The 22,866-nt window shown below is 70.0% G+C and carries 26 protein-coding genes; 12 read left to right on the forward strand and 14 right to left on the reverse strand.

Annotated features, from left to right (window positions below; genetic code table 11):
- Position 1: 1 nt before the first annotated feature.
- The 5 genes from A5648_RS20155 to A5648_RS20175 are packed head-to-tail and all read right to left on the reverse strand — an operon-like array spanning position 2 to position 3,694.
- A complete protein-coding gene (locus A5648_RS20155; RefSeq protein ID WP_109470869.1) occupies positions 2 to 1,492 on the reverse strand; it encodes a molybdopterin-dependent oxidoreductase in 1,491 nt (496 codons plus the stop codon).
- A complete protein-coding gene (locus A5648_RS20160) occupies positions 1,489 to 1,917 on the reverse strand; it encodes an oxidoreductase (RefSeq protein WP_109470863.1) in 429 nt (142 codons plus the stop codon). The genes A5648_RS20155 and A5648_RS20160 overlap by 4 nt, the downstream gene beginning before the upstream one ends.
- The gene (locus A5648_RS20165) at positions 1,914 to 2,789 is read right to left on the reverse strand and encodes a Rieske (2Fe-2S) protein (RefSeq protein WP_065026292.1); all 876 of its coding nucleotides are present in this window, start codon (positions 2,787 to 2,789) and stop codon (positions 1,914 to 1,916) included. Before A5648_RS20165 ends, A5648_RS20160 begins: the two co-directional genes overlap by 4 nt.
- Before the next feature lie 26 nt (positions 2,790 to 2,815).
- Positions 2,816 to 3,352 (reverse strand): DUF1360 domain-containing protein, encoded by a 537-nt coding sequence (locus tag A5648_RS20170; RefSeq protein WP_065026240.1) that lies wholly within the window; start codon positions 3,350 to 3,352, stop codon positions 2,816 to 2,818.
- A gap of 6 nt (positions 3,353 to 3,358) precedes the next feature.
- Positions 3,359 to 3,694, reverse strand: coding sequence for a hemophore-related protein (locus A5648_RS20175; protein ID WP_065026241.1), 336 nt, complete (start codon positions 3,692 to 3,694; stop codon positions 3,359 to 3,361).
- A 117-nt stretch (positions 3,695 to 3,811) separates the two neighbouring features.
- On the opposite strand from A5648_RS20175, the gene A5648_RS20180 reads away from it, so the two are divergent.
- Together A5648_RS20180 and A5648_RS20185 are read left to right on the forward strand one after the other, a co-directional pair.
- Positions 3,812 to 4,483 (forward strand): cutinase family protein, encoded by a 672-nt coding sequence (locus A5648_RS20180; protein ID WP_082966615.1) that lies wholly within the window; start codon positions 3,812 to 3,814, stop codon positions 4,481 to 4,483.
- On the forward strand, positions 4,480 to 6,240 hold the full coding sequence (locus tag A5648_RS20185; protein WP_065026242.1) for a glycoside hydrolase family 15 protein: 1,761 nt from the start codon (positions 4,480 to 4,482) through the stop codon (positions 6,238 to 6,240). The genes A5648_RS20180 and A5648_RS20185 overlap by 4 nt, the downstream gene beginning before the upstream one ends.
- A 14-nt stretch (positions 6,241 to 6,254) precedes the next feature.
- On the opposite strand, the gene A5648_RS20190 is transcribed toward A5648_RS20185, so the two are convergent.
- The 3 genes from A5648_RS20190 to A5648_RS20200 form a co-directional block, all read right to left on the reverse strand.
- The gene (locus A5648_RS20190; RefSeq protein WP_065026294.1) at positions 6,255 to 7,433 is read right to left on the reverse strand and encodes an alcohol dehydrogenase catalytic domain-containing protein; all 1,179 of its coding nucleotides are present in this window, start codon (positions 7,431 to 7,433) and stop codon (positions 6,255 to 6,257) included.
- Between the two features lie 98 nt (positions 7,434 to 7,531).
- Positions 7,532 to 8,305 carry an SDR family NAD(P)-dependent oxidoreductase gene (locus A5648_RS20195; RefSeq protein WP_065026243.1) on the reverse strand — a complete coding sequence of 258 codons (774 nt, stop codon included), beginning with the start codon at positions 8,303 to 8,305 and terminating at the stop codon, positions 7,532 to 7,534.
- 21 nt (positions 8,306 to 8,326) lie between these two features.
- The gene (locus tag A5648_RS20200) at positions 8,327 to 8,530 is read right to left on the reverse strand and encodes a hypothetical protein (protein ID WP_065026244.1); all 204 of its coding nucleotides are present in this window, start codon (positions 8,528 to 8,530) and stop codon (positions 8,327 to 8,329) included.
- A gap of 269 nt (positions 8,531 to 8,799) precedes the next feature.
- Between A5648_RS20200 and A5648_RS24165 the strand changes: the two genes are divergently transcribed.
- The 5 genes from A5648_RS24165 (at position 8,800) to A5648_RS20220 (ending at position 12,124) form a co-directional block, all read left to right on the forward strand.
- Positions 8,800 to 8,952, forward strand: a complete 153-nt coding sequence (locus A5648_RS24165; RefSeq protein WP_165607378.1) for a hypothetical protein — start codon at positions 8,800 to 8,802, stop codon at positions 8,950 to 8,952.
- Between the two features lie 68 nt (positions 8,953 to 9,020).
- Positions 9,021 to 10,529 (forward strand): FAD-dependent oxidoreductase, encoded by a 1,509-nt coding sequence (locus A5648_RS20205; RefSeq protein ID WP_065026245.1) that lies wholly within the window; start codon positions 9,021 to 9,023, stop codon positions 10,527 to 10,529.
- 16 nt (positions 10,530 to 10,545) lie between these two features.
- The gene (locus A5648_RS20210; protein ID WP_082966608.1) at positions 10,546 to 11,001 is read left to right on the forward strand and encodes a pyridoxamine 5'-phosphate oxidase family protein; all 456 of its coding nucleotides are present in this window, start codon (positions 10,546 to 10,548) and stop codon (positions 10,999 to 11,001) included.
- A complete protein-coding gene (locus A5648_RS20215; protein WP_065026295.1) occupies positions 10,998 to 11,921 on the forward strand; it encodes a PfkB family carbohydrate kinase in 924 nt (307 codons plus the stop codon). The genes A5648_RS20210 and A5648_RS20215 overlap by 4 nt, the downstream gene beginning before the upstream one ends.
- Positions 11,921 to 12,124, forward strand: coding sequence for a DUF2795 domain-containing protein (locus A5648_RS20220; protein ID WP_065026246.1), 204 nt, complete (start codon positions 11,921 to 11,923; stop codon positions 12,122 to 12,124). Before A5648_RS20215 ends, A5648_RS20220 begins: the two co-directional genes overlap by 1 nt.
- Before the next feature lie 8 nt (positions 12,125 to 12,132).
- Here A5648_RS20220 and A5648_RS20225 read toward each other — a convergent pair whose 3' ends face one another.
- From A5648_RS20225 to A5648_RS20240, 4 genes are all read right to left on the reverse strand, one after another.
- Positions 12,133 to 12,921: an RNA polymerase sigma factor SigF gene (locus A5648_RS20225; protein ID WP_065026247.1), complete on the reverse strand. Its 789-nt coding sequence runs from the start codon at positions 12,919 to 12,921 to the stop codon at positions 12,133 to 12,135.
- Positions 12,918 to 13,355: an ATP-binding protein gene (locus A5648_RS20230; RefSeq protein ID WP_065026248.1), complete on the reverse strand. Its 438-nt coding sequence runs from the start codon at positions 13,353 to 13,355 to the stop codon at positions 12,918 to 12,920. The genes A5648_RS20225 and A5648_RS20230 overlap by 4 nt, the downstream gene beginning before the upstream one ends.
- Before the next feature lie 204 nt (positions 13,356 to 13,559).
- Positions 13,560 to 13,871 carry a protein UsfY gene (gene usfY / locus A5648_RS20235; protein WP_065026249.1) on the reverse strand — a complete coding sequence of 104 codons (312 nt, stop codon included), beginning with the start codon at positions 13,869 to 13,871 and terminating at the stop codon, positions 13,560 to 13,562.
- A 180-nt stretch (positions 13,872 to 14,051) separates the two neighbouring features.
- Positions 14,052 to 14,426, reverse strand: a complete 375-nt coding sequence (locus A5648_RS20240) for a hypothetical protein (RefSeq protein WP_428844361.1) — start codon at positions 14,424 to 14,426, stop codon at positions 14,052 to 14,054.
- Positions 14,427 to 14,568: 142 nt separating this feature from the next.
- Between A5648_RS20240 and A5648_RS20245 the strand changes: the two genes are divergently transcribed.
- The 3 genes from A5648_RS20245 to A5648_RS20255 all read left to right on the forward strand — a co-directional run bounded on the left by A5648_RS20245 (position 14,569) and on the right by A5648_RS20255 (position 15,975).
- Entirely contained in the window at positions 14,569 to 14,808 is a 240-nt protein-coding gene (locus tag A5648_RS20245; protein ID WP_065026250.1) for a CsbD family protein, read from the forward strand.
- 127 nt (positions 14,809 to 14,935) lie between these two features.
- Complete coding sequence (locus A5648_RS20250; protein ID WP_065026251.1) at positions 14,936 to 15,616, forward strand: winged helix-turn-helix domain-containing protein; 681 nt, start codon at positions 14,936 to 14,938, stop codon at positions 15,614 to 15,616.
- A gap of 53 nt (positions 15,617 to 15,669) precedes the next feature.
- The gene (locus A5648_RS20255; RefSeq protein ID WP_065026252.1) at positions 15,670 to 15,975 is read left to right on the forward strand and encodes a hypothetical protein; all 306 of its coding nucleotides are present in this window, start codon (positions 15,670 to 15,672) and stop codon (positions 15,973 to 15,975) included.
- Between the two features lie 26 nt (positions 15,976 to 16,001).
- On the opposite strand, the gene A5648_RS20260 is transcribed toward A5648_RS20255, so the two are convergent.
- Positions 16,002 to 16,373: a hypothetical protein gene (locus A5648_RS20260; RefSeq protein WP_065026253.1), complete on the reverse strand. Its 372-nt coding sequence runs from the start codon at positions 16,371 to 16,373 to the stop codon at positions 16,002 to 16,004.
- 108 nt (positions 16,374 to 16,481) lie between these two features.
- On the opposite strand from A5648_RS20260, the gene A5648_RS20265 reads away from it, so the two are divergent.
- Both A5648_RS20265 and nei2 read left to right on the forward strand, forming a co-directional pair.
- Positions 16,482 to 20,930: an Lhr family helicase gene (locus A5648_RS20265; protein WP_065026254.1), complete on the forward strand. Its 4,449-nt coding sequence runs from the start codon at positions 16,482 to 16,484 to the stop codon at positions 20,928 to 20,930.
- A complete protein-coding gene (gene nei2 / locus A5648_RS20270) occupies positions 20,930 to 21,679 on the forward strand; it encodes an endonuclease VIII Nei2 (protein ID WP_065026255.1) in 750 nt (249 codons plus the stop codon). Before A5648_RS20265 ends, nei2 begins: the two co-directional genes overlap by 1 nt.
- A gap of 750 nt (positions 21,680 to 22,429) precedes the next feature.
- Here nei2 and A5648_RS24255 read toward each other — a convergent pair.
- Entirely contained in the window at positions 22,430 to 22,858 is a 429-nt protein-coding gene (locus A5648_RS24255) for a hypothetical protein (RefSeq protein ID WP_065026256.1), read from the reverse strand.
- Positions 22,859 to 22,866: the final 8 nt, after the last annotated feature.

The following is a 22,866-nucleotide window of genomic DNA, read 5'->3' on the forward strand; positions in this document are numbered from 1 at the left end:
TCTAGATCTCCCCGTCCATGCCGTAGTAGACGTTGTCTTCACGCCAGCCCCCGCGTCCCTTGCCGATGTGGACGTAGTCGTCGACAAACTCGATCTGGTTGATCCACTTGGCCATCTTGAAACCCACCTGCGTCTCGGCCCGCAGCCGAAGTGGCGCACCGTGCTGGATCGGCAGCGGCTTGCCGTTCATCGCGTAGGCCAGCAGCATCTGCGGTTTGTGGGCCAGTTTCAGGTCGAACACTTCATAGAACTGCCCACCGCCCTCTGAGCTCGGCTCGTCGGTGGTGTTGTTCTGCATGCTCATAAAGCAGATGTAGCGGGCCTGCGGCAGCGGTCGCACCCGGTCCACCAAGACGCCCAGCGGTAGTCCGGTCCATTCGCCTATGGACGTCCACCCCTGCACACAGTTGTGCAGCACCCGCTGAGTCCGCGGTTCGCCCAGCGCGCGCAGTTCGGCCAGATCCAGTGTCACCGGTTGCTCCACCAGCCCACCGACCCGGAGGCGCCAGTCGACGAAGTCGTGCACCGCCATCACCTTGTAGTACTCCGCGGTGGGCGGCTTGCCGTTGACCCGGTGCTGCGGCGAGAGCATGCGCGCCGGATAGTCCTGCCGAGAGTTCAACCGGCGCAGCAGTCCCTTGCGGGGCACGCTGATCACCGCACCGAGCACCCGCCGCACCGATGCCGGGCTGCGGTGACTCCACACCGTCGCGGCGACGTGCACGGCGATGATCGCCGCGATGATGAGCAGCGACAGCGCGGTCGCCCAGTACAAGTTGCGCACCGACCCGAAGATCATCAGAGCCGTGAGGCGGCCCCAGCCCCAGAAGAACAGCATCGACAGGTGGATCGCGATGAACACCACAAACGCCAGCAGCCCGAGGAAATGCAGGCTGCGGGCGGTCTGCCGGCCACCGAACAGCCGGACATACCAAGGAAAGCGGGCCTCGATCGCCGGTGACTGCGCGGCGCCGGTGAGGATCTGAAACGGCGCCAGGACGAAGATCACGCCGGCGTAGGTCAGTTTCTGGATGGCGTCCAGCGGCTCACCCGGCAGCAGCGGCGGCAGGTTGAAACTGAGGTAGGTGACGATGTCGTTCCAGGCCTCGGAGAAGATCGACCAGGAGTACGGCCAGTAGCGATGCCACTGGCCGGTGGCGAAAAGCAGGATGTAGTAAGACAATCCGACCAGAATCCAGCCGATGACGGCGGCGAAGTGCCAATGCCGGCCGATACCCAGCTGGGAGCGGCCCGGCAGCGCGATCAGCGGGTGGTAATCCTCTTCCTCATCCAGGGTGTCGTAGAGCTTGTCGGTGGTCATCACCTTGCGGGTGAACCGGGCCCACTCCGTGCCGGGCGCGCTGTCGTCGTGCCAGTAGAGCTTCGCATGGGTGGACAAGATCTCGAAGCCGCTGCGCAACAACAGGGTCAGGAACAACACGTTGAGCCAGTGGTCGATGCGGAGCCAGAGCGGAAAGTCGAGGGCCATCAGTCCCTCCAGGCCCTGCGCTGCCCGAACGCCACATTGACCCCGATCAGCACCGTCAGGTGCAGCCCGAGAAAGCCTGCCGCGCAAGCCAGTGCGAGGCTGCCCGGAGCCAGATCCCACCGACCGGTCAGGGCCTCAAGGCCCGGCAGGCTCACCCACCGGCTGATCAGATAGCCGGTCCCGAAAGCCGTGCAGACGAGGCTGCCGGCCAGCCAGCCCAGCCGCGGCACGATGTCGTCGACGTCGATCCAGGTGACGGCCGCCGCAACGACGCAGCCGATCATCACCGCGACGCAGTACACCCGGAAATAGCCGGGCGCACCGGCGGCCGTCGCCAGCAGATAGCCGTGCGTCGCCGCCAGACCCAGCAGCGCAAGATCGGCGAGCAGGGTGACCGTGCGCGGCAGGTTGAACGCGATAGGAATCACGGGTGCTTGCGTACCTCGATCCGGCCGTCGACGTCGCGGCATTGCAGAGCCGGCTGGGCACCGGTCGCCGGCCCGCGCAGCAACGCTCCGTCGCGGATGTCGAACCGTGAGCCGTGGCACGAGCACGTCACCACGGTGCCGTCGAGTTGTCCCTCGCTCAGCAGGCAGCCGCGGTGCCCGCACCGGTCATGGATGGCGAAGAGGTGTCCGTCGACGCGGACCAGTAGCACGGGCGTGCCGTCGGCATCGGCCGAATGCAGTTGTCGCTCGGCCAGTTCGGCGTTCGCGAGCACCGGCGTCCAGTCCTCGGGCCCCGGATCGAACACGGTCTGGTTGACTCCGACTCCCCGAGAGTAGGCCAGGTGGCCACCGAGATAGCCGCCCGCACTCAAGGCGGCGGCGCCACCGAGTCCGAGCAGCGCCGCGCGGCGCCGCCGGCCGCGCCTTCGGTTGACCAACGACGCGCAGTACATCAGCAGCGCGGCGGAGTTGGCTCCGGCGTGCACCAGACCGACCCGGCGGGACGCTTCGTCGGACAGCTCGGTGTCAGCCCAGTCGCTGATGCCGGTGAGGGCCGTCGGGGCGAACGCGGCGATACCCACCGCGGTCAGCCGGTTGGCCGCTGTCGCACCGGTCCGCGGCGCCAGCAGGTCCAGCAGCAAAGCCGACAGGAATGACCCGATCACCACGTCGGTCAGCGGTGGATGTGCCGGGTGCCCGAGGCCGGTCCCGCTGATGAGGTCTTTGAGCCTGCCCTGCCCGGTCAGCCCGCGCACCTTGGCGGCAATCGTCTGCGCCGGACCGTCCAGGGCGCCGGCTTGCTCCAGCATCTTGGTCAACCGCCGGTCGGGCGCGGTGGTGGTCGGCGTCATGGGCACCTCCGGGGCCTGAAGCGACGTCACTGCTCGGTGATCTGCTGAGCTTTCGCGTAAGCCAATTGCAGGAAATCCGCGCCGGCCAGCGCGGTGAAGGTGCCGGCGACCAGGCGGGTCAGCCGGGGCGCGAACACCAGGCCGGCGGTGAACGCGGTCACCGCCCACATGTCCACGCAGAACGGACACGTCAACAACTCCCCCAGGCTATGGCGCAGCTGGTTGGACCGGCGGGTCTCCTCCATCACCTCGGCCGGGCCGCCAGAGCCGGCATAGTGCGCGAACGGCGCCCGCAGCGGACTGGTCACCGCGTCCTTGGTCAGCGTTCGGGACAGTTTGTGCGCACCGACGGTCACCGTCAGCAGATCGCCGGCCGCCCAGCGCTGCGGTAGCCGGCGGCCGGTGGCCGCGGCGGCCACGGTAACCGCCGCGACCAACCCGCCGTACACCAGCAGCACCATCGCGTATCCCCCCAGCGGCCGCGGGTTGTCGCCGCGGTACGCGTCGGCTTCCCGCTTGGCCGCATCGGCGATGGTGTTACCGGCTTCGGTCGACTGAGACATCGCCTTTTAGTACTTGTCGCAGGTCTTCGCGATGGGCCCGACCATGTTGACGAACTGCGCCGCCTCGGGAACGCCTTGAGCCTGCTGCAGCATCTCCTCGCGCTGCGGCGCCGGCGAGGCGAGGAAGTTCTGAAGGAACGACTTCGCCATCGGCGTCGCCTCGAATTGCGCTGCGGTTTCCGGTGATTGCGCGTTCATCGCCGCGACCACCTGGGAGTAGCTGCAGGTGGTGTTGACCGCCGGGTCCTGGCCCGGGTCCGCCGCCGCGGCCCCGGCCGCCGACAAAGCCAGCGCCACGCCGCCGGCAGCGGCAGCAAGCCTGGTCAAAGACGTTGTGATCATTGATTCTCCCCTTCGACTTCTGTGCCGTCGGCGACGGTACCGACGTAGGCTTGCCGTTTTCGCACAAGCTAAACCACGGTTTGCCGAGAAGCGGTTGTGGGTATCGAACGCATTGCTGTGATTACTCGGATACTCGCCGCGGCCGGCCTGGCGGGCGGCACGCTGCTGTCGTTGCCCGCCGGGGACGCCGACGCCTTCGACTGCCCCGACATCGAAGTGGTGTTCGCCCGCGGCACCGCCGAACCGCCCGGGGTGGGATGGATGGGTCAGCAGTTCATCGACGCACTGCGGTGGCGGGTCGGCGGCCGCCCCGTCGGGGTCTACCCGGTCAACTTCCCGGCCGTGCCCGAATTCGGCCCGACCATCGCCGGGGTCGCCGACGCCGCCGGCCACATCACCGACATGGCGGCGGGCTGCCCGCAGACCGCGCTGGTGCTCGGCGGGTATTCCCGGGGCGCGGCGCTCATCGGCTACCTCACCGAACCCGCGCCGCCCGCCGACGGGTTCCCGCCACCGTTGTCGCCCGACGCGGCCGGCCGGGTCGCCGCCGTCGCGTTGCTGGGCAGACCGTCCGCGGCGTTCCTGAACTCCCTCGCCGCCCCGCCCCTGACGATCGGGCCCGACTTTGCCGCCAAAACGATCGACTTGTGCGCTCCGGGCGACCCGATCTGCTCGGCGGGCGCCGACGGCGCCGCGCACGCGGCGTACGCGGCCAACGGGATGACCGCACTAGCAGCGGATTTCGCGGTCGAACGTCTCACACCGCCCGAGCCGGATCCGCGGACATGAACCCCGGGCCGCCACTGCTGGAACGGTTTCCGCCACAGGTGCTGCGGCAGTACGCGCTGATCGCCGATGGCGAGCGCGGGATCGTGGTGGGGCCGCGCGGCGACTTCTGCTGGATGTGCCTGCCGCGCTGGGACAGCCCCGCGGTGTTCAGCTCACTGCTCGGCGGCGCCGGTGTTTACGCCGTCACCCCGGAGTTGCGCTACGTGTGGGGCGGCCAATACGAGGAGCGGTCGCTGATCTGGCGTTCCCGCTGGGTCACCACCGACGGCATCGTCGAGTGCCGCGAGGCGCTGGCTTTCCCCGGCGACCCGCACACCGCGGTGGTGCTGCGCCGCATCCGGGCGCTCGACCGTCCGGTGCGGGTGCAGGTGGCGCTGCAGGTTCGGACCGACTTCGGCGCCACCGCCATGTCGGGGCTGTCCTGCCGGGACGCCGTGTGGACCGGCCGATCGGGCCCGCTGCGATTCCGGTGGTCGGGTGCCGAGCAGGCGCGCCGGCCCGGCGACGGATCGCTGCAGATGGTGCTCGACGTCGAACCGGGCCGCGACCACGACTTGGTGCTCGAGCTGTCCGACCGCGAACTGCCGGACCGGCCGGTCGACGCCGCGCAGGCCTGGGTCGCCACCGAAACCGCCTGGCGCGAAGCGGTTCCCGAGTTCACCGGCACGCTGGCCGACGTCGACGTCGGGCTGGCCTACGCGGTGTTGCGCGGCATGACCAGCACCGGCGGCGGGATGGTGGCGGCGGCGACGATGTCGTTGCCGGAGCGGGCCAAGGCCGGCCGCAACTACGACTATCGCTACTGCTGGATTCGCGACCAGTGCTACACCGGGCAGGCGATCGCCGCCGCCGGGGCGCATCCCCTGTTGGATGACGCCGTCCGGTTCGTCACCGAGCGGGTCCTGGCCGACGGACCCGACCTGCGACCGGCTTACTGCGTCGACGCAGGCGCCCCGCCGCCCGAAGAAGATCTGCCGCTGCCGGGCTACCCGGGCGCCGCGGTCAAAACCGGCAATTGGGTGCGCGGGCAGTTTCAGCTCGACAACTTCGGGGAGGCGCTGCTGCTGCTGGCCGCCGCCGCCGGACTGGACCGGCTGGACAGCACCCATTGGCGTGCGGTGCACACCCTGGTGGACGCGATCGAAGCCCGTGGTGCCGAGCCCGATGCCGGGGTGTGGGAGCTCGAAGACCGGCGCTGGGCGCATTCCCGGCTGATGTGCGCGGCCGGGCTGCGCCGCATCGCCGGGGTGGCATCGCTTTCCGAAGGTGCACGCTGGAATCAGCTGGCCGACAAACTGGTCGCCGATACCAGCAACGACTGCCTGCACCGCGACGGCAGATGGCAACGCGCACCTGATGACTCGGGGATCGACGCGGCCCTGCTGCTGCCGGGCCTGCGAGGGGCCGTGCCCCTCGACGATCCCCGCACGGTGGCCACCCTGGCCGCGGTGCGCCATGACCTGACCCGGGACGGCTTCGTCTACCGCTACCGGCCCGACCACCGCGAACTCGGCGAGGCCGAAGGAGCCTTCCTGTTGTGCAATTTCGCGATGGCACTGGCAGACCACCAGCAGGGCAATGATCTTGCCGCACTGCAGTGGTTCGAACGCGGTCGCACCGCGTGCGGCCCGCCCGGCCTGCTCACCGAGGAGTACGACGTCGGCCAGCGCCAGTTGCGTGGCAACCTACCGCAGGCGTTCGCGCACGCGCTGCTGTTCGAGGCCGCGCACCTGCTGGCCGCCAACGTAACTACTTGAGTGATCGCGGCGAGTTACGGCTTGAGCAGGATCTTCACCGCGCCGTCGCGCTTCTCCTGGAAGATCTGGTAGCCGTGCGGCGCCTCTTCCAGCGGCAATTCGTGGGTGGCGAAGGTGTCGACCCCCAGTGGGTCGTTGTCGGTGAGCAGCGGCATCAAGCGATCGGCGCGCGGTTTGACGTTGGCCTGTCCCATCCGCAGCTGAATCTGCTTGTCGAACAAGGTGAACATCGGCAGCGGGTCCAGCTTGCCGCCGTAGACGCCGACGACCGACACCGTGCCGCCGCGGCGCACGATGTCGATCGCCGAGTACAGCGCCGCGAGCCGGTCGATGCCGGCCTTGCTGATCAACGGTCCGGCGACGGCGTCGGGCAACAGCGAGCTGAGCTGTTGCACCGCCTTGGCGCCGCCGGAGCCGTGCGCCTCCATACCGACGGCGTCGATCACCGCGTCGGTTCCACGCCCGTCGGTGCGGTCGCGGATCACCTCGCCGAGCTCGGATGCCTCACGCAGGTCGATGGTTTCGATTCCCCGCCGGGCCAGCCGACCCAGCCGCTCGGGCACCAGGTCCACCCCGATCACCCGGGCGCCCTGATGGGCGGCGATGCGGGCCGCCATGTCGCCGATCGGCCCGAGTCCCAGCACGGTCACCGACCCGCCGTCGGGTATCGCGGCGTAGTCCACCGCCTGCAGGGCGGTAGGCAGCACGTCGGACAGATACACGAAGCGTGAATCCGGCGGCCCCTCAGGCACTTTGATGTGGGTGTAGTGCGCCTGCGGCACCCGCAGGTACTGCGCCTGTGCGCCCGGAACCTGGCCGTAGAGTTTGGAATAGCCGAACAGGGCGGCCCCGGTGTCCTGCTCGCGCACCCGGGTGGTGTCGCACTGGGTCGGCAGCCCCTGACGGCACATCCAGCAGTGCCCGCACGCGATCTGGAACGGGATGACCACCCGGTCCCCCGCCTTGAGATTGCTCACTCCGCGCCCGACCTCGGCGACGACGCCCATCGGTTCGTGGCCGAGGATGTCGCCGTGGTCCATGAACGCCCCGAGCACCTCGTAGAGGTGCAGGTCGGATCCGCAGATGTTGGTGGTCGTCACTTCGATGATGGCGTCGGTCGGCTTCTCGATGACCGGATCGGGCACGGTGTCGACTTGGACTTTGCGCCTGCCCTGCCATGTGACTGCCCGCATCGGGTCGCCTCCGTCGTGTCGTGAGAACACCGCCCGGCTACCCGCCGGCATCCCGGCGCAAACGCCTCGACGGCGGCTGGCGCGCTTGACCGGAAAGCTCACTCGCCCGGGCGTGCGAGCACCCGGTCGATGGCGCCCTTAACCGGGTCGGGCAAGAACCGGAGTGCGACCCCGGAGAGCTTGGTGACCGGCGAGGCGGCTACCACCTGGCGGTCGCCGCGCATGAGCGCATCGAAACCCTGCTCGGCCACATCAGCCGGACTTTCGGTGAGATGGCGGGCCATAAAGGTGTTCTCCATGCCTGCGCGGCGAAAGAACGCGGTGTCGGTTGCGCCGGGCATCAGACTCGTCACGGTCACACCGGTGTTGCGCAATTCGTCGCGCAAAGCGGCGGCGAACGACTGGATAAACGCCTTGGATGCGGCGTAGACGGCCTGATAGGACCCGGGCATCATCGACACGATCGAGGAGGTGAACAACACCTTCCCGGCGTTTCTGCGCTCCATGTCGCGCAACACGAACTTGGCCAGCAACACCGCGCCACGGACGTTGAGATCGACGACGGACAGGTCGTCGTCAAGGTCGCTGTCGACGAAGTTCGGGCTCGAGCCGACGCCGGCATTGAGGGCGGCGATGTCGAGGGGTCGGCCCTGATCGGCGACGCGCCGATACAGTTGCTCCACCCCTGCCCGGGTCCGCAAGTCGACTTGCACCGGCACAACGTCGGTACCCACTCTGGACAGCCGGTCGGCTGCTGCTTGGATGCCGTCGTCTTCGGCCGCAATCACAAGGTCATAGCCGTGCCGGGCGAACTGCGCGGCCAGTGCATAGCCGATTCCGCTGGAGGCACCGGTGATCAACGCGAGTCCCATGAGCTCTGGTTACCTCCGCGACTAGGGCGCGCCGTCGGTGTGGCGGCCAGACACCATGTCCGCCAGCGCCTCGATCTCTTCCAGGGTGGGTTCCAGGCCGTCACGTCGGCTGTCAGCGACCGCGTTGAGCACTACCAGCCGCTGACCGGTGGGCAGGCTGTCCCACAACCGATCCAGCTGCTGCCACTGTTCGGTGGAGGCGTCTTCTAGACGCGTTTCGTCCACGGCTGTCAAACCCCCCTGCTCACAGCAGATCTGCGCATTCGGTTTCAGCCCCGGACGCCCACGTCCAGCCGGGCATTGACCCGAGTCCCGGACGCTCTCGTCCCGCCGGATCGGGGTGTCACCACTAGTGATGCAGGCGAAGCGATCGCACTGCACTAGATGCGGGTCTACCCCGCTGACCGGCGCGTCAACCAATTCTCTTCCGGGTTGCCCGGTGCGCATTTCGGGTACCCGCGACCGTGCCAGTCCTAGCCAGGAAAGCCATGCCGATGACAGAACGCGGTGACGAACCGATTGATCGCAAGACCTCGTTGGAGGACACGGTCGACCGACTCGACGCGAAAGCCGCCGAGGAATACGAATCCGAAACCGGGCCGGAGGAGAGTCCCAAGCACGGCTCGCCGGATGAGCCACCGGATTAGGTGGCCGAAACCCCCTGTTCGTGACGTCGGCACGTTTCGCCGGCGCATTACCGGGTAACTGATCGGCCATGACGTCGTTGTGGCTCGCCGACCGGATCGCGACATCACCGGCTTCAGACACCGCCGAAGATCTTCCCGGTTTTGCCGACGTGGTGGTGGCGGGCGCCGGGATCACCGGGCTGATGACCGCGGTTCTACTGGCCCGGGCGGGCCGCGAGGTGCTGGTGCTGGAGGCCCGGACCGTGGGTGCCTGCGCGACCGGCAACACCACCGCCAAGATCAGCCTGCTGCAGGCCACCCAGCTGTCGACGATCTCGACCAAGCAGGGCAAGCAGCTGGCCGCTGCCTATCTGGAGGGCAACCGCGCCGGCCAGGACTGGATGCTGTCGTTCTGCGCGTCGACGGGGGTCGCGGTGCAGCGTGAGGACGCCTACAGCTTCGCCCAGTCCGAAGGCGGGGTGGCGGCCGCGCGCGCCGAGTATGAGGCCTGCCGCGCGGTCGATCTGCCGGTGACCTGGGAGGCGCAGGCCGAGGTGCCCTTCCCCTATCACGGCGGGGTTCGGCTGGCCGAGCAGGCGCAGTTCGACCCGATGCCGTTTCTGGATGCATTGCGCGCCGAGTTGCTCGACAGCGGCGGACAACTGGTGGAACACGCGCGGGTGCAACGGGTTTCCAGCGGCCGCGACGGCCTGCGAATAAGCGTCGACGGTGCGCGGGTGCACGCCGACGTGAAGGCCACCCAACTGGTGTTGGCCACCGGCATCCCGGTCCTGGACCGCGGTGGATACTTCGCCCGGGTCAAACCCCGCCGGTCGTACTGCATGGCGTTCGAGGTGCCCGGTGAGATCACCCGCCCGATGATGATCTCCACCGATTCACCGACACGGTCGCTGCGTTACGCCCCGGTCACCGGCGCCGAGCGGCTGCTGGTGGGCGGGGCCGGGCACACCGTCGGTCGCGCCAAGCACCCAGGCGTTGCGCTGGCCGAACTCGAGTCCTGGACGATCCGGCACTTCCCGGGCGCGACCCGCACGCACCTGTGGTCGGCGCAGGACTACGCGCCCATCGACGAGCTGCCCTATGTCGGCCCCATCCTTCCCGACAGCGACACAATCTACGTGGCAACGGGTTTCAACAAATGGGGCATGACCAACGGGGCGGCCGCGGCACTGGCGTTGTCGGGCCGGATGTTGGGCGAACGTCCGAAGTGGGATCGGGCGTTCGCCAGTTGGAGCACCCGCGAGCTGCGCGGGCTGTCCACGGCGATGGCGGCCAATCTCGAGGTCGGCTTCAATCTGGCGAAGGGCTGGATCGCCCCGACGGCCCACATCGGCAGCCACGGTCTGGGCCACGATGCGCCCGGCGTGGTCAGCGGCCCCCCGTGGCGCCTGCAGGCCCAGTGCCGGGTGGACGGCGTCGAGCACCGGGTGTCGCCGGTCTGCCCGCACCTCGGCGGCATCGTCAACTGGAACGACGCCGACAAGGCCTGGGAGTGCCCGCTGCACGGGTCGCGCTTCGCCCCCGACGGCACCCTGCTGGAAGGTCCCGCCACCCGGGGCCTGACCCGCGGCGGCTGACACGACGAGGTGAGCGGTGTGCATCATCGACGATGACATGCGCTCGATCGTGGCGAGCGCCAAGCTGGCCTTCGTCGCCACCGTCTGCGAGGACGGTTCACCGAACCTGTCGCCGAAGGAGTCGCTGCTGGTCTACGGCGACGATCACCTGGTGTTCATGCACATGGCGTCGCCGACCACCGTGGCCGACCTGCGCCGCGATCCGCGCATCGAGGTGAACGTGGTCGACTTCCTCAAGCGCCGCGGGTATCGCTTCACCGGCACCGCGCAACTGCGCCCGCCCGGCGACGAGGTCTACGAGTGGCTGCGGCAGTGGGTGACCGCCACCTATGGCCCACGGTTCCCCTGCCGGGAGGCGGTGCTGATCCGGGTGGAACGCGCGCTGCCGATCGCCTCACCGGTCTATCTGTTCGGCGATGCCCACGAGACCGACCTCATCCGGACGTGGTCGGGCCGCTACGGGCTGCGATGACCGTCACGGTGGTCGGGCAGATCGGGCGCGATCTGGTGCTGCGCAGCGCCGGCTTGCCTGCGGCCGGCGGATCGACCCGGGTCGTGCAGCGCCGGGAACTGTTGGGCGGCAAGGGCGCCAACCAGGCCGTGGGCCTGGCCCAGCTGGGCGTGCCGGTGGCCCTGATCGGAGTGGTCGGCGACGACGACGCCGGAGCGGCGGTGCGCGAGCAGGCAGCCCGCGACGGGGTCGATGTCAGCGGGGTGATCGAGCGCGGCGAGACCGCACTGCTGGTCGACCTCGTCGACGAGCCGGGCAGCCGCAGGCTTTTCGAGCATATTCCGGAAAGCTCGCTGCTGACCCCGGCCGACGTGCAGCGGTGCGAGGCTCGGATCGCCGGGTCGGACATGGTGTCGCTGCAGCTGCAGCAGCCCGCCGAGGCGGTGCTGGCGGCCGCCCGGACGGCACGGCGGCACGGCGCGCAGGTGGTGGCCGACGGCAACCCGCCGGCCGAGGCGCGAGACGAAATGCTGTGTCACATCGACGTGTTGCGCGCCGATGCCGACGAGGCGGCGCTGCTCGCCGGGGAACCGGTCACCTCCCCGGCGGCGGCGCGGGCGCTGGCCGGACGCCTGCTGGAAGCCGGGCCGCGGCTGGTCGCCCTGGCCATCCCGGACGTCGGCGATCTGGTGGTGTGGCCGGACGGCCATGCGATGGTCGGCTTGTCCAAGGCGCCGGTGCTCGACCGCACCGGCGCCGGTGATGCGTTCGTGGCCGGGCTGATCGCCGCCCTGCGCCGCGGCGCCGATCCGGCCCAAGCCGGGCGGCTGGCCGCGGCGGCCGCGGCCGCCTGCGTGGCACATCTGGGTGGGCGCCCGCACCTGGCGGGCCTGGCCGGGCCGGGCGTTTCCGGCTCGGTGTCGCCGGGTACTGCGCAGTGATGGGATTCCATGTCACAGAAGTACAGAAGTGCCTGGCGGGTTTCGACTACCCGGGCACGGCGGCGCAGCTCGCTGACCACGCCGCAGACAACGGGGCCGATTCGAAGCTGGTCGACACCCTGCGGGCCTTGAAGAAGGACAGCTTCGACGGACCGGATGCGGTGATGTCGTCGCTGTCCGCCCAGAACGCGCTGGGCGGGTGAGCGGCGGGCTACTGCAACTGATCGCGCAGTTTCGCCAGCGATTTGGCCAGCAGACGCGATACGTGCATCTGCGAGATGCCGACCCGTTCGGCGATCTGGGTCTGGGTCATCGATTCGAAGAACCGCAGCACCAGCACCGTACGTTCCCGCTCGGGAAGCGCATTGAGCAAGGGCCGCAACGCCTCTCGATCCTCGATCCGGTCCATCCCGGCGTCGCTGTCGCCGAGGGTGTCGGCGATCGAACGGACATCGTCCTCGTCGGAGCTGCCGCCGCTGTCGATGGACAAGGTGTTGTAGGAACTGCCCGCCACCAGACCTTCGACCACCTCTTCGCGGCTCAACTCCAGATCACGGGCCAGTTCGGAGGCGGTCGGCGCCCGGCCCAGGCGCTGAGACAGGTCCGCGGTGGCTGCCCCGAGCCGCAGGTGCAACTCCTTGAGGCGCCGGGGCACCTTGACCGACCAGCTGTTGTCCCGGAAATGCCGGCGGACTTCGCCCATAATCGTCGGGACCGCGAACGAGACGAAATCCGAGCCGGTTTCGACGTCGAAGCGGGTTACGGCGTTGACCAGACCGACCCGGGCAACCTGGACCAGGTCATCGCGCAGCTCGCCGCGTCCCTCGAAGCGGCGGGCGATGTGGTCGGCCAGTGGTAGGCACCGCTCCACGATCTTGTCCTTGCGGGTACGGAAGTCGGCGGTGTCGGCGTCGTACTTCGCGAGCTCGCGGAACATGTCGCCGACATCGGAGTACTCCGACCCTGATTGTGAACCGCTACCGGCGGCGCGCGGGCTCACGTCCTGGTTTCCGCCCGCCGGGTCGTCAATGTCACTCCGAATACCTCACCGGCGCCGTCGGACTGCGGGCCCTCACGGAACGTCTGCACGTCATCCACGAGCGAGGTGAGGACGTGCCAGCTGAAGCTGCCCGGGGTCAGCACGTCCGCGCCGTCGCCGGCGGCCGACGCCTGGATCGTCACGGCGTCGTCCTGGGGGTCGATGACGACCTTCAGCGTCGCGCCCGCGGCCGCGCAGCGGATCAGCTGCGTGCACAGCTCATCGATCGCCAGCCGCAGGTCGGCCACCGTATCGACGTTGAGATCCTCGTAGGTCGCGATCGCACCGACCAGCATGCGCACCACGGCCAGACTCTCCAGCCTGGGCGTCACCCGCAATTCGACGGCTCGCTCGCTGCACGACCGTGAGGTCCGGTCGCTGTGGATGTCGGTCATAGAGCCTCCCGGCGATGTCGGACCGAGACTACCGCTGCGCACAGTTGGACGATTCACGCCGTCAGGACCGCATAGTGGGCCGCCGAGAGGTTAGTCACGCGCACTTTGTACCCGGTCGCCGGGCAACTCAATCATCGATTTCGGCAGCAGCAACAAACGGCCCGGCCGGAAACCGGCCGGGCCGCTCGAGGTCTGCTGCAGAAATCAGCTGGCAGAACGCTGCCGCGGCAGCTCCGGGTGCGCTTGGTGCCACTCCTGGTTCACCTTGCCGATCCGCCGGTGCTCGAACAGCAGCCACAGCCCGCCCAGCGCGGCGGCGAGCACCGCGAACGCGGCCACGGCCGCGCCCTGGCGGTCGTTGCCGGTGGCGAATGCGGTGAGCGAGCCGGCCCCGGCGACCATGCTGACCACCAGCAGGCTGTAACCCGGCCAACCCATGACGTCGATCACGGCACGGCCGGCATGCGGCCGGGTCGTCCGGACATGGTCAACGGGGTCATGAAACGTGTCACCCATTGCTGCTTCCTTTCGTGAATCGTCCGGCCAATCCGGAGGCCGCGCCGGGACGCCTGTCGGTGGTGTGATGGCGAACCTGTCCGCTACCAAAACCAGCGTAGGGCGATGTGATCTGGATTACGCGCGGCTTACAGGAGGTTCACAGCGACACGGCAGCGATACCGATGCAAAGAGCTCTGATCAGGCCGTACCGCTGACCGGCCCGGCGCTCATAATCAGTACGAGAAGCATCAACGACAGCAGAAACCAGCCGGCGCCCTGCCATCCCCACCAGGTACCCCGCGCCCGCCACACCCGGTAGGTCCGCAGGAAAGCCCGCACTCCGCCGACGGCGAAGATCGCCGGCCCGCCCGCGGCCAGCACGGCCCGGTATGGCCTGCCGCACGCCACGGTTTCGGCAGCCGCGTCACAGGAGCTGGCCCACCACGCCGCCAGCAAGACGAACGCCACCCCGACGGCGGTGATCACACCGGCAAACCTGATCGCCGAGCGAACCTCATCGTCCTCTTGGCCCAGCCGGTCGCCACCGGGGCGCGGTTGCATGCCGTGTTCCATGCCTCCCACCGTCCGCGCTGATCGGCTCTGGGTCAAGGCGTTTCGACGTTTGGACGGGCGGGCGCGGGGGAAGCCTTGGGGGTGTGGCGGGCCTACAGAAGCACCGGGCCTGCCACGTCCACGAAATCCAGGGAGGGATTTTATGTCTGACGACAAGAAGAGCGGCCCCGAAGAAGGCATCCGCGGCACGGTCGAGGGTGTCAAGGGCAAGGCCAAGGAAGCCGTCGGCACTGTGATCGGCAACGACGAGATGGCCCGCGAGGGCGAGGCGCAGCAGGACAAGGGCGAAGCGCAGCGCGATGCCGCCAAGCGCGAGGCCGAGGCCGAATCGGCCCGGGCCGGCGCGGATGCGGCCGAGGCGCGCCAACAGTCCCACCAGTAGCCCGATGGAGGATAGGCCCGGCCCGCCGCGCGGGCCGGGCCTGTCGCTGTGCGGTTACCCGCGCCGCGTAGCGGGTAATAGTGCGGTAATAGGCACCGACGGGTAGCCCGAGGGTGGGAGCCAGGCGATGGACGTTCTGTTACTGACCGACCGGGACGAGTTCGAACAGTCCCTGTCGGCGCTACGCGTCTTCGGGCACGCGGTTGCTCGCGGGCCGCTGGCCATCGCCACCCGGGCCGACTGCCACAGCGCCACAGCCGTGTTGGTGGACGGGTGTACCGATCTGACGGCCTCCCGCACGACCTGTCTGCGGCTGTGCAGCTGGGAGCCGTCGGCCGCCGTGCTGGTCGTGGTGAGCGCCGAGGACTTCGTCGCGGTGGACCTCGACTGGCAGGTCGACGATGTTCTGGTATCGACCGCGGGGCCGGCCGAGGCGCATGCGCGACTGCGGTTGGCGCTGGCACGCCGACGCGAATCGCTTCACAGCGCAGTGCAATTCGGTGACCTCGTCATCCACCCCGACAGCTACACCGCGTCGCTGTCGAACCGCGAGCTCGACCTCACCCTCACCGAGTTCAAGCTGCTCAACTTTCTGGTGCAGCACGCGGGCCACGCGTTCACGCGCACCAGGCTGCTGCGCGAGGTCTGGGGTGGTGAGGGCAGCCGCCGCAAGGTCGACGTCCACGTCCAGCGGCTGCGCGCCAAGCTCGGCGCCGACCACGAGTCGATCGTCGACACCGTGCGCGGCGTCGGCTATATGACACCGGAGTCACCTCAACCGCAACCGCAATGGGCTATCGCCAATTGAAGCCGATTGACGCCACCTGATACCACCTGAAGCCGACCGAGAGCGCCGAGGACATGACAGAACAACCCCAAGTGGATCCCGAGACCAACACCACCGCCGACGACACCCTGCCGCCGGCCGAGGCCACCGATTCCGACGAGCTGCGCAACGACGACGGCGATGCGACCGTCACGCCCCCGGACGACTGGCAGCCGGTCGACGAGTCGGTCCACGAGTCACTCGACGACAAACTGGCCGCCGAGCAACCCGACGTCGGCGTCGACCAGGGCCTCCACGAATCGACCGGCGGCGGGCGGCATCGCGCTCAAGTCTCCGGCAGCCCCGAAGACGGCGAGTCGTACTACAACGTCGAGAAGTGAGCCAGGCCGCCAGGGGCCGGACGCCATCAGAAGATCCAGACCAGCACGACCAGGTCGGCCGCCAGCAAGGTCCAGCCGCACGCCCAGACCGCGATCCCCCGGCGGTGCGTCGTGGCAAAGAAGAACGCGAGAAACAGCGTAGTCGCCGCTACGGCGGCCGCTCCGTGGTAGAGCAGGCCGAACAGCGACCCGTTCGTCCGCAGAGCGGTGCCCGCCACCCGGGACAGCGCGAATCCCATCAACAGCACCGCGGCCGGTGCGGTCAGCAGCGACAGCGCCCAGTTGATCCAGGTCCAGTCGCGCGGCGGCGCTTCCAGAGCCAACGCCCCCGGCGGCGCCGGTGTCGCATCGGCGAATATCGGCAGTACCGTCGCCGTCCGGTCGTCGAGCATGGTCATGCTGGCCCCCCCAGTCCCCGCCACCACAGGGTCGCGGGATACCCGTCGCGGGCGTGCGCAAAACCGCACCGCCCGGCAGCGCGGCCGCGAAATTGGCACCATGGCGGGGTGAGCCGCGAACCCACCACCCCGCTGGCCCGGTTCTCAGCGCTGACCCGGGACTGGTTCACCGGCACCTTCACCGCGCCCACCACCGCCCAGGAGCAGGCCTGGTCGGCGATCGCCGACGGGCACAACACGCTGGTCGTCGCGCCGACCGGTTCCGGCAAGACGCTGGCGGCGTTCCTGTGGGCGCTGGACCGGCTGGCCGCAGAGCCGGGCCTGATGGCTGCGGGCACCCGGGTGCTCTACGTGTCGCCGCTCAAGGCGCTGGCGGTCGACGTGGAGCGCAACCTGCGCACCCCGCTGGCCGGCATCGGCCGCATCGCGGCGCACCGCGGCCTGCCCGCGCCGGCCATCACCGTCGGGGTCCGCTCCGGCGACACGTCCGCGGCCCGGCGCCGTGAGCTCGTCGCCAAGCCCCCCGACATCCTGATCACCACCCCCGAATCGCTGTTTTTGATGCTGACGTCGGCGGCACGGGAGGCCCTGACCGGGGTCCAGACCGTGATCGTCGACGAGGTGCACGCGGTGGCCGGGACCAAACGCGGCAGCCACCTGGCGTTGTCGCTGGAGCGCCTCGATGCGATGCTGGCCTGCCCGGCGCAGCGCATCGGGCTCAGCGCCACCGTGCGTCCCGCCGAGGAGGTCGCCCGGTTCCTGTCCGGGCAGTCCCCGACCCGGATCGTGGCGCCGCCGGCGGCCAAGACGTTCGAGCTGACGGTGCAGGTGCCGGTGCCCGATATGGCCAGCCCCGCTGAGGGCACCATCTGGCCGCAGGTCGAAGAGCGCATCGTCGACCTGATCGAGGCGCATCACTCCTCGATCGTGTTCGCCAACTCGCGGCGGCTGTCCGAGCGACTGACCGCGCGGCTCAACGAGATTCACGCCGAACGCTGCGATGACCCGGCTGCGCCGGTGTTGGCGCGAGCCCATCACGGGTCGGTGTCCAAGGAGACCCGCGCCGCCGTCGAGGAAGACCTCAAAAGCGGGCGGTTGCGCGCGGTGGTGGCGACCTCGAGCCTGGAATTGGGCATCGACATGGGCTCGGTCGACCTGGTCGTCCAGATCGAGGCGCCGCCGTCGGTGGCCAGCGGCCTGCAGCGCATCGGGCGAGCCGGGCATCAGGTCGGCGAGATCTCGCGGGGCGTTTTGATCCCCAAACACCGCACTGATCTGATCGGCTGCGCCAACGCGGTGCAGCGGATGCTGGCCGGTCAGATCGAGACGTTGACGGTGCCGGCCAATCCGCTGGACATCCTGGCCCAGCATACGGTGGCCGCGGCCGCGCTGGAGCCGCTGGACGCCGAGGCCTGGTTCGACACGGTGCGGCGCAGCGCCCCGTTCGCGACGTTGCCGCGCAGCGTATTCGAGGCCACCCTGGACCTGCTTTCCGGCAAATACCCGTCGACCGAATTCGCGGAGCTGCGGCCCCGGCTGGTCTACGACCGCGACACCGGCACCCTGACCGGCCGGCCCGGCGCCCAGCGGCTGGCCGTCACCTCCGGGGGCGCCATCCCGGACCGCGGGCTGTTCGCGGTGTATCTGGCCGGAACGCAGAAACCTTCGCGGGTAGGCGAACTCGACGAGGAGATGGTCTATGAATCGCGGCCCGGCGATGTGATCTCGCTGGGCGCCACCAGCTGGCGCATCACCGAGATCACCCACGATCGGGTGCTGGTGGCACCGGCGCCCGGCCAGCCCGGCCGGCTGCCGTTCTGGCACGGCGACGGCGTCGGTCGCCCGGCCGAACTCGGCGCCGCGCTCGGGGGGTTCACCGGCGAGTTGGCCGGACTCGACCGCCCGGCACTCGACAAGCGCTGCGCTGGTTTGGGTTTCGACGACTACGCCGCCGACAATCTGTGGCGGCTGCTCGATGACCAGCGCACCGCCACCGGGACGGTTCCCACCGACGCCACGCTGCTGGTGGAGCGGTTCCGCGACGAGCTCGGCGACTGGCGGGTGGTGCTGCACTCCCCCTACGGGCTGCGGGTGCACGGACCGCTGGCGCTGGCGGTGGGCCGGCGGCTGCACGAACGGTACGGCATCGACGAGAAACCGACCGCCTCCGACGACGGCATCGTGGTGCGGTTGCCCGACGCCCTGGACTCCGAGGCGCCCGGAGCGGACCTGTTCGTCTTCGACGCCGACGAGATCGAGCCGATCGTCACCGCCGAGGTGGGCGGCTCGGCGCTGTTCGCCAGCCGGTTCCGCGAATGCGCGGCCCGGGCGCTGCTGTTGCCGCGCCGGCACCCGGGCCGGCGTACCCCGTTGTGGCAGCAACGCCAGCGCGCCGCCCAATTGCTCGATGTGGCCCGCCGATACCCCGCTTTCCCGATCGTGCTGGAGACCGTGCGGGAATGCCTGCAAGACGTCTACGACGTCCCGGCGCTGACCGATCTGATGGCGCGGATCGCGCAGCGCCGGGTGCGGGTGCTGCAGGTCGAGACGGCCACCCCGTCGCCGTTCGCCGCGTCGCTGTTGTTCGGCTACGTCGGGGCGTTCATGTACGAGGGCGACAGTCCGCTGGCCGAGCGGCGCGCGGCGGCACTGTCGCTGGACCCGACCCTGCTGGCGCAACTGCTGGGCCGGGTGGAGCTGCGCGAGTTGCTCGACCCCGACGTCGTTGCCGCCACCGCCCGCCAGTTGCAGCACCTGAGCCCGGAGAAGGCCGCCCGCGACGCCGAGGGGGTGGCGGATCTGCTGCGGCTGCTGGGCCCGCTCACCGGCGAGGAGATCGCAGCCCGGGCCGGCGACCATGATGTGAGCGGTTGGCTGGAGCATCTGCTGGCCGCCCGTCGGGTGCTGGCGGTGTCGTTCGCCGGGCGCAGCTGGTGGATCGCCATCGAGGACATCGGCCGGTTACGCGACGGCATCGGGGTAGCGGTGCCGCCCGGAGTTCCGGCGGGTTTCACCGAGCCGGTCGCCGACCCGCTGGGTGAACTGCTGGGCCGCTTCGCCCGCACCCACGGACCCTTCACCACCGGGCAGGCCGCCGAGCGGTTCGGGCTGGGCACCCGGGTGGCCGCCGATGCGCTGGGCCGGCTGGCCGCCGACGGGCGGGTAGTGCGTGGCGAGTTCGCCGACTTCCCGGACTCCCCGGGCGAGCAGTGGTGCGACGCAGAGGTTCTGCGGATTCTGCGGCGCCGGTCGCTGGCCGCATTGCGCTCGGCGATCGAGCCGGTGTCCCCGACCGCCTACGCGCGTTTCCTGCCGGCCTGGCAACAGATAGGCGCCCGAGGCACCGCATCCGGTCTTGACGGGCTGGCCGGGGTGATCGAGCAGCTGGCGGGTGTGCCGCTGCCGGCGTCGGCGGTCGAGCCGCTGGTGCTGGGTCCGCGGGTGCGCGACTACTCCCCGGCCATGCTCGACGAGCTGCTGGCCTCCGGGGAGGTGCTGTGGGCAGGCGCCGGCGCCCCGGCCGGTAACGCGCCGGCCGCCGACGGCTGGATCACCTTCCACACCGCGGATTCGGCGCCGTTGACGCTGGCCCCCGGCGCACCGCTCGACTTCAATGACGCACATCGGCAGATCCTGGACGCGCTCGACGGCGGCGGCGCGTTTTTCTTTCGCCAGCTCGGCGAGGGCGCCGGCGAGCCCGAGCTGAAAGCCGCGCTGTGGGAGCTGATCTGGGCGGGCTGGGTCACCGGTGACACCTTCGCCCCGATGCGCGCGGTGCTGGCCGGCACCCGGCGTTCCACCCCGGCCCACCGCACCAAGCGCCCACCCCGGCTGAGCCGCTACAGCGTCGCCCACGCTTCCGCCCGGGCCGCCGACCCGGCGGTCGCCGGACGTTGGTCGAGACTGCCTGCACCGCAAGAGGATTCCACTGTGCGCGCGCACCACACCGCCGAGCTACTGCTGCACCGCTACGGCGTGTTGACCCGCGGCGCGGTGGCCGCCGAAGCGGTGCCGGGCGGATTCGCCACCCTGTACAAGGTGCTGAGCGCGTTCGAGGAGGCCGGGCGCTGCCAGCGTGGTTACTTCATCGAATCGCTGGGGGCCGCCCAGTTCGCCCTCGCCTCGACGGTGGACCGGCTGCGCGGTTACCTCGACGGCGTCGACCCGGCCCGCCCGGAGTACCACGCGGTGGCCCTGGCCGCCGCCGATCCGGCCAACCCCTACGGAGCGGCGTTGAGTTGGCCGGCGCATCCCGGTACCGCCCGGCCGGGCCGCAAGGCGGGCGCGCTGGTGGTGCTTGTCGACGGCGAGCTGGTGTGGTTCGTCGAGCGTGGCGGCCGGTCGTTGCTGAACTTCGCCACCGGCGACGATACGGCCGAGGTCCAGCGGGCTGCCGCCGGGGCGCTGGCCGGGTTGATCGCCGAGCGCCGGGTCGACGGCATCCTGGTCGAGCGGGTGGACGGCACCGCGGTGCTGGAGCTGCGTGATTCGCCGACGCTGGCCGCGCTGACCGAGGCTGGGTTCTCCCGCACCCCGCGCGGACTGCGGCTGCGCTGATGCCCGAGGGTGACACCGTCTTCCACACCGCCGCCGTGCTCGATGAGGCACTGACGGGAAAGACGTTGACCCGCTGCGATATCCGGGTGCCCCGCTACGCGGGAGTGGACCTGAGCGGTCAGCGGGTGGAGGAAGTGATCAGCCGCGGCAAGCACCTGTTCATCCGTACCGAACGCGCCAGCATCCACTCGCATCTGAAGATGGAGGGCGCTTGGCGGATCGCGCGTGGACCACTCGACTATCGCGTGCGAATCATCCTGGAGACAGGCCCCGTTCGCGCCCTAGGCATCGACCTGGGGGTACTGGAGGTGCTGGACCGCGACCGCGACGAGCAGGCCGTTGCGCACTTGGGCCCGGATCTGCTTGGCGCCGGCTGGGATCCCGACAGCGCCGTGGCCAACCTGATGGCCGACCCGCAGCGTCCGCTGGCGGCGGCCCTGCTGAATCAAACCGTGCTGGCCGGGATCGGCAACGTCTACTGCAACGAATTGTGCTTCATCGCCGGCCGGTTGCCGACAGCCCCGGTTGCTGCCCTGGCGGATCCGGCCCGCGTGGTGGCGCGGGCCCACGACATGCTGTGGGCCAACCGGCTGCGGTGGTCGCGCTGCACCACCGGCGACACCCGTCCGGGCCGGCAGCTGTGGGTGTACGGCCGGGCCGGCAAACCGTGCCGGCGCTGCGGGTCTCCCATACAGTGCGACCGCACCGGTGAGCGCATCAGCTTCTGGTGCCCTTCGTGTCAGCGGTGATGTCTTCCCTGGTGAGCGTGGATTTGCCCCGGGTGGTTTCGCTGCTCGGGGAAGCCGGGTACCCGCCCTGATGTCCGAAGCAATCGAGCTAAGGAATCGAAAATGATGAACAACAGACACGCGCTGATCGGCGTGAGCGTGGCCGGGCTGGCAGCCGGCGGGATCGTCGCCGCCGTGGGCCTGTCGCCCCTTGCGGGCGCAACGGAACCCGGTGTCGCCACGCAGGTCACCAGCTTCTTACCCCAAGCGCCACCGCCGCCCGGACCGCCGGGGCCTCCCGGACCCCCGGGACCCCCTGGACCTCCCGGTAACGTCGGCCCGCCCGGCGGGCCAGGTGTCATCGGCCCGCCCGGGGCACCGGGCGCCGTCGGGCCTCCTGGCGGACCGGGTGCCGTCGGCCCTCCTGGCGGACCGGGCGCCGTCGGGCCTCCTGGCGGACCGGGTGCGCCGGGACCGGTCGGGCCTCCGGGCGGCGGACCGATTGGGCCTCCGGGTGCTCCCGGACCCCCGGGTGGACCGGGCGCTCCGGGACCGGTCGGACCTGTCGGCCCACCGGGACCTCCCGGGCACTGACCGCCCACCGAAGCCGGCCAGCACTGCCGCTGGCCGGCTTTCGGCTGTCGGGAAAACCAGCCGAGATGCCCGTCACTGCGGGCCAGCTCGAGCAGCGACTCGAGCAGCGAAAAGCTCGCCGAAGGCGCTGGGCGCCGTCGACGAGCCGATCGCGACGTTCCTAGTGTCGGTGACCGATCACGGCCAGCCGCCGCAGCCCACACCGGGCAGGCAGCCGCCGCCACCGCCGGGGCCGCCCCAGCCGGTGGGTCCGCCCGGAATCTGGCCGCCACCGCCGCCGGGGCCACCGCCACCGGTCGGGCCGCCCGGGATCTGGCCGCCGCCACCACCGGGGCCACCGCCACCGGTCGGGCCGCCGGGAATCTCGCCGCCGCCGCCACCGGGGCCGCCACCACCGGTCGGACCGCCGGGCTCGCCGGGGTTCTCCCCACCGGGCGCGCCGGGTGCCGGCTCCATCGGCGTGGTCTCCATCGTGGTGGTCATCTCGATCGTGGTGGTGGTGGTCGTGCTGGTCGGGGTTTCTTCTTTGGTTCCGCTACAACCCGCTGCTACCAGCGCCGCTGCGCTGCCGAGCACTGCGATCGCCATCCTGCTTTGTGCGTTCATCAGATTGA

Origin of the sequence: Mycolicibacter sinensis, assembly GCF_001673565.1 — a bacterium.
GTDB classification, from domain to species: domain Bacteria; phylum Actinomycetota; class Actinomycetes; order Mycobacteriales; family Mycobacteriaceae; genus Mycobacterium; species Mycobacterium sinense_C.